We start from the raw sequence: 251 nt of genomic DNA, 5'->3' as shown, positions 1-251 counted from the left end.
CGCCGGCGAGGAGGGGGGCGGTTACGCCAACGCCCAGGCGCGGCGCAGCCCGGGCCGCATCCACCACTGCATGCGGCAGATCGGCATGGCCGAGCGGGCGAACGAGCTGATGTGCCGCCGGGCCGTGTCCCGTACGGCCTTCGGCAAGCCGCCCGCCCAGCAGGGCGTGGTCCAGAACGGGTTCGCGGACGCGCGCGTCGCCGTCGAACAGCTCCGCCGCCTGGTCCTGTAGACCGCCTGGTGGAGGGCCA

Annotated in this window: 1 pseudogene; it reads left to right on the top strand. The window is 74.9% G+C overall.

The annotated features are described in order from the left end of the window. A pseudogene (locus KVT44_RS56465) lies at nucleotides 1–229 on the top strand (acyl-CoA dehydrogenase family protein); the annotation flags it as partial. Nucleotides 230–251 lie beyond the last annotated feature (22 nt).

Origin of the sequence: Streptomyces sp. GbtcB7 (assembly GCF_019091445.1) — a bacterium.
In the GTDB taxonomy this organism is placed as follows: domain Bacteria; phylum Actinomycetota; class Actinomycetes; order Streptomycetales; family Streptomycetaceae; genus Streptomyces; species Streptomyces mirabilis.
Note: the sequence above shows the minus strand (reverse complement) of the source record. Positions and strands in the feature narration are given on the sequence as shown.